This window comes from Serratia sp. LTN-2 (genome assembly GCF_059740205.1).
In genome coordinates this window covers 1-3,967 of sequence record NZ_JCAXDO010000003.1, presented here as the reverse complement: position 1 = coordinate 3,967, position 3,967 = coordinate 1, and the positions used below count along the sequence as shown (strand labels likewise).

Sequence of the window (3,967 nt, the reverse complement as noted above, 5' to 3'; positions counted from 1 at the left end):
AGGTAAACCACGCTGTATCAAAAACCGATACTGGAAAAACGCTAAAATGGTGGCCAGTTTTTGTTGACCACTTAAAACCGTCATAGAGGATACTTCACTTTAGCTTTGACAGTCTTATTCCTTCCTTTTTCTCACATTCACTTGATGAACATTCTGCTATAGGTTTTATTTCAGTTCTTCTTTTTATAAAATTTCTATTTTTGATATTTTTTGATGTTTTTTGATGTTTTTCCAACTCAGACCCAGCTATTGGAACGGAAGGATAGTGCACCTTAATGACCTTATAGGCTGAGGGTGCTGGTTGCAAATCTGTTGTAGGTATAGCCGCCACTGCAGATGACAAGGCTATCGATAGAAGTATAGATAGTCCTAATCCAAACCTGAAATAATATAATTTTCGCATGGGAAAAACGATGATATTCATCACCATATCCTTATAGAGCCGTTCAGCTACCAGCTGATTGTTATTGTAGATGGATGTCTCAATCACATGACTGATTAGTTAATTCACCTTCATAAACATCCAAAAAACAAAAGAAACAACTATAACAATGATAATTAGAACTGAAATTGATATTATTGTTTCATAAATCATTTTAGCCCTCGCTGTCATCTTATATGTTTTATGGAGGAAAAAATATAAAAACCTCATTAATTGTTATCTTAATTTGTTATCCTAGGTGTTTTTTTAATTTCATCTAACTATTTTCATTAACTCACTGCTATCTCTTATGAAATATATATAACTACCTCGTGGGAGGGACTTTAACAATGCTACTCTAGCAGATGTATATTCAACCTTATCATTCAAAATGGCTAGTTTCGGACACCAATAACCAAGAATTAATCTATGAGATAAATAATTTACACTATGAAATTTTTGCGATCGAAACAATAAATATCTAGGCTCTTTAATAGGTAATTTATATACACTTTCCTTTCTAAGGTGAAAATCAAAAATTGATTCAACCTCCATGACCAAATTCTTTACCTTTAACACGCAAAATTTATTTTTATCACTCAATAACATATCATTAAACAAAGCTACAGTAATAGGGTCGATGTTAATTTCTTTTTTTATCATCCGCATAAGAGTATTCATAAAGTACCAATCCGTTTAAACTGTAATATTTTTGCATTCATAACGATAAAAGATAAAATAAAAAAGCCATATTGTTAATGCTGGCTTGGTTACCAAGTCTATAAAGTAACATATTCGCCCGGCTACTGAGTTTTTTGTCGTGAATTTATATTTCTCAATAAGCGGTTCTGTCGAAATCTGCCCTAACATTAAAAAACAATGCTGCAAAATCATTTAATATCTATATAGTATAAGTTCTTTTTAGTTGTCAAGTTCTGAGATGGGATTTTTTTTACTTCTCTATCTAGGCTGCGTTCTCTACTGGCTAACTGCATTCTAAATAGGAGATCAAAATTCTAAACTTTTTCTACAAACTATGTTCACCTTCAACGTTTCATAAAGTTTCAGTAACTACCACATAACCCTGCATGGATGGTTACGTGTAATGCTTTAATATAATGTTAGCCACAGTCTCTCGAAGAGGTGTAGTGGCCATAATGGACACAGTCATTTAAACAACCATACGGGTGTACTGCGCCATCCGCTCCACCTTGCCTTTGGTTTGTGCCCTGAAGGGGCGGCACAGCCGGGGAGAGAAGCCCATATCTTTACCGAACAGCCACAGGGAAGGATTGAATCGGTGCTGTCCGGCCTGGTAAGCATCTCGCTGGAATACCACTGTCTTCATATTGTCGTACAGTATTTCTCGCGGCACGCCGCCAAAGAAGCTGAACGCATTGCGGTGGCAGGTTTCCAGCGTGTCGAAGCGTATATTGTCGGTGAATTCGATGTACAGCATTCTGCTGTACCCCAGAACGGCAACGAACACATGAAGCGGGGATTTGCCGTTCCGCATGGTCCCCCAATCAACCTGCATCTGCCGTCCAGGCTCGGTTTCTAAGCGAACGACAGGCTCAGGCTCCTGAGGCATGGCAAAGGAACGTATGAACTTTCTCAGGATGGTCATACCACCGCGATAGCCCTGCTCCATAATTTTGCGGGTGCTAACCGTTGCTGGAATTTTATAAGGGTGGGCATCAGCGATGCGTTGGCGAATATAGTCCCGGTATTCATCCAGAAGTGAAGATGCTGCAGGACGCGGCGTATATTTTGACGGCTCAGATTGCGCACGCAGATAGTGCTTGACAGTGTTACGGGAGATGCCCAGTTCCCTGGCGATCGCCCGGCTGCTCATCCTGATAAAAATACACCATCCTGCTCAGCGATAACGTCCTGCAGGCCTGGCGTAAACTCATGGCAAATTGTGCCGTCAGATAGCTGACAAGTTCACGCTTTATCGCTGGTTTTAAAGCTTTTTTTCGATGACGTCTTTAAGTGCCCGGCACTCAAGGCTGAGATCAGCAAACATCTGTTTCAAACGTCGATTCTCATCCTCAAGGTCTTTGATTTTTTTAATATCGGCCGCTTCCATCCCGCCATATTTCGCCTTCCAGTTAATGGGATGGGGACTACCTCCTCCCTTTGCGTTTAACTGAACAAAATACGTTCAGCAGGAGAGTAAACATGAATATCGTCTATCTGGGTATCGATCTGGCTAAAAATGTTTTTCAACTCTGTGGGTTAAACCAGGCTGGAAAACCCCTTTACACCAAACGCGTTGCGCGAAAAATATTGCTTCAGACAGTATTCAATATACCGGCCTGCCTGATTGGTATAGAAGCCTCAACGGGGGCATTTTTCTGGCCGCGTGAGTTTGAAAAACTGGGACATAAAGTAAAAGCCATCAGCCCCCAGTATGTTAAACTTTTTGTACGCGGGCAAAAAAATGACGGTAATGATGCGTTGGCGATCGCTATCGCGCTGATGCAGCATACGATGAAATTTGTTCCGCCAAAAAGCCCGGAGCAGCAAGATATTCAGGCCTTACACAGGGCTAGGCAACGTGTTGTAAGCCATCGCACAGCGACAATATGTCAAATAAGAGGGCTGCTGCTCGATCGGGGGATCCCTATTGGTGCTGCTATCACGCGAGTTCGTCGCGCAATTCCCTTGATCCTTGAAGATGCAGAAAACGGAGCATGTAAGTTGTCTCGATGCTGCTGTTCCCCCAGGGCGTATGTTCTCCAGACAACAGGAACAACGTTTCCGCCCTACTCGGTCAGCTGCAAGTGAACGCTGTTTGAGGTTTCTCTCGCCTTTGTGCCCCCACATTTCCAAATGATTGCCTCGTAACTCTTCAACCCCATAGGAATATGTGTGCGGGAGGTATCGAATTTGGCAGTAGGCAACACGGAGGTTTAGCCTTATAAATATCAATATATTGTGCTTACAGAATTTAAAAACGCAGTATATTCTAATTTCATTATTGACTTGAGGGTGTGACAGAGGCAAAAAATCAGCATGTTGTACCGCAAAAGGGGCAGTGGGCTGTGAGTGGAGAAGGCAATCAGAGAGTCACGTCAGTTCACCCAACCCAACAGCAAGCCATCGATGCCGGCAGAGGGAGCGCTCGCAATCAGGAAAATTAGGCTTGACGACGGGCAGCATCTCCAGCTCCGCGTGCATACCTCTGCGTATCTAGCGGTCATATCCCCGGATTTTTCCTTCGTGTCACTGGCTCCACTTTCCGTCCCTGTAGTTTAGACCGGTACTGTTTATCGGAGGGAGAACACTAATACTGTGTTTTTTATAGTATCGTGAGTTATGTAACAAAAATTATTAAGCAATGCGATATTTTTAAAAAGCTATTCTATAGTTTTTCAGGCTAACATCCGTTAGTCTATATTGCGAGATATAAACCATGTCAAAAAGACTGTTTGCTGAATTCTTTGGCACATTTTGGTTGGTATTCGGAGGGTGTGGAAGCGCAGTATTAGCAGCGGCATTTCCACAGCTGGGTGTTGGTTTTCTCGGCGTCGCGATCGC

3 protein-coding genes and 4 pseudogenes are annotated in these 3,967 nt (G+C 42.1%); 3 read left to right on the top strand and 4 right to left on the bottom strand.

The window, feature by feature from the left end:
- Positions 1 to 94 precede the first annotated feature (94 nt).
- The 4 genes and pseudogenes from AC6BYQ_RS07160 to AC6BYQ_RS07145 all read right to left on the bottom strand — a co-directional run.
- Positions 95 to 424, bottom strand: a complete 330-nt coding sequence (locus AC6BYQ_RS07160) for a hypothetical protein (RefSeq protein ID WP_311272008.1) — start codon at positions 422 to 424, stop codon at positions 95 to 97.
- A gap of 270 nt (positions 425 to 694) precedes the next feature.
- Positions 695 to 1,102: a cofilin family protein gene (locus AC6BYQ_RS07155; RefSeq protein ID WP_311272009.1), complete on the bottom strand. Its 408-nt coding sequence runs from the start codon at positions 1,100 to 1,102 to the stop codon at positions 695 to 697.
- Between the two features lie 502 nt (positions 1,103 to 1,604).
- Positions 1,605 to 2,276: pseudogene (gene istA, locus AC6BYQ_RS07150) on the bottom strand (IS21 family transposase); the annotation flags it as partial.
- Positions 2,260 to 2,537, bottom strand: a pseudogene (locus tag AC6BYQ_RS07145) (transposase); the annotation flags it as partial. The pseudogenes istA and AC6BYQ_RS07145, both read right to left, overlap by 17 nt.
- Before the next feature lie 68 nt (positions 2,538 to 2,605).
- Between AC6BYQ_RS07145 and AC6BYQ_RS07140 the strand changes: the two are divergent.
- The 3 genes and pseudogenes from AC6BYQ_RS07140 to AC6BYQ_RS07130 all read left to right on the top strand — a co-directional run.
- A pseudogene (locus AC6BYQ_RS07140) lies at positions 2,606 to 3,118 on the top strand (IS110 family RNA-guided transposase); the annotation flags it as partial.
- 302 nt (positions 3,119 to 3,420) lie between these two features.
- Positions 3,421 to 3,570, top strand: a complete 150-nt coding sequence (locus AC6BYQ_RS07135; protein ID WP_375547445.1) for a DUF2188 domain-containing protein — start codon at positions 3,421 to 3,423, stop codon at positions 3,568 to 3,570.
- A gap of 272 nt (positions 3,571 to 3,842) precedes the next feature.
- Positions 3,843 to 3,967 (top strand): annotated as a pseudogene (locus tag AC6BYQ_RS07130) (aquaporin); the annotation flags it as partial.

What these genes read in the sequence shown, in the direction of transcription:
- AC6BYQ_RS07160 (WP_311272008.1), bottom strand. Translation starts at nt 424, where the DNA reads ATGAATATCATCGTTTTTCCCATGCGAAAATTATATTATTTCAGGTTT.
- AC6BYQ_RS07155 (WP_311272009.1), bottom strand. Translation starts at nt 1,102, where the DNA reads ATGAATACTCTTATGCGGATGATAAAAAAAGAAATTAACATCGACCCT.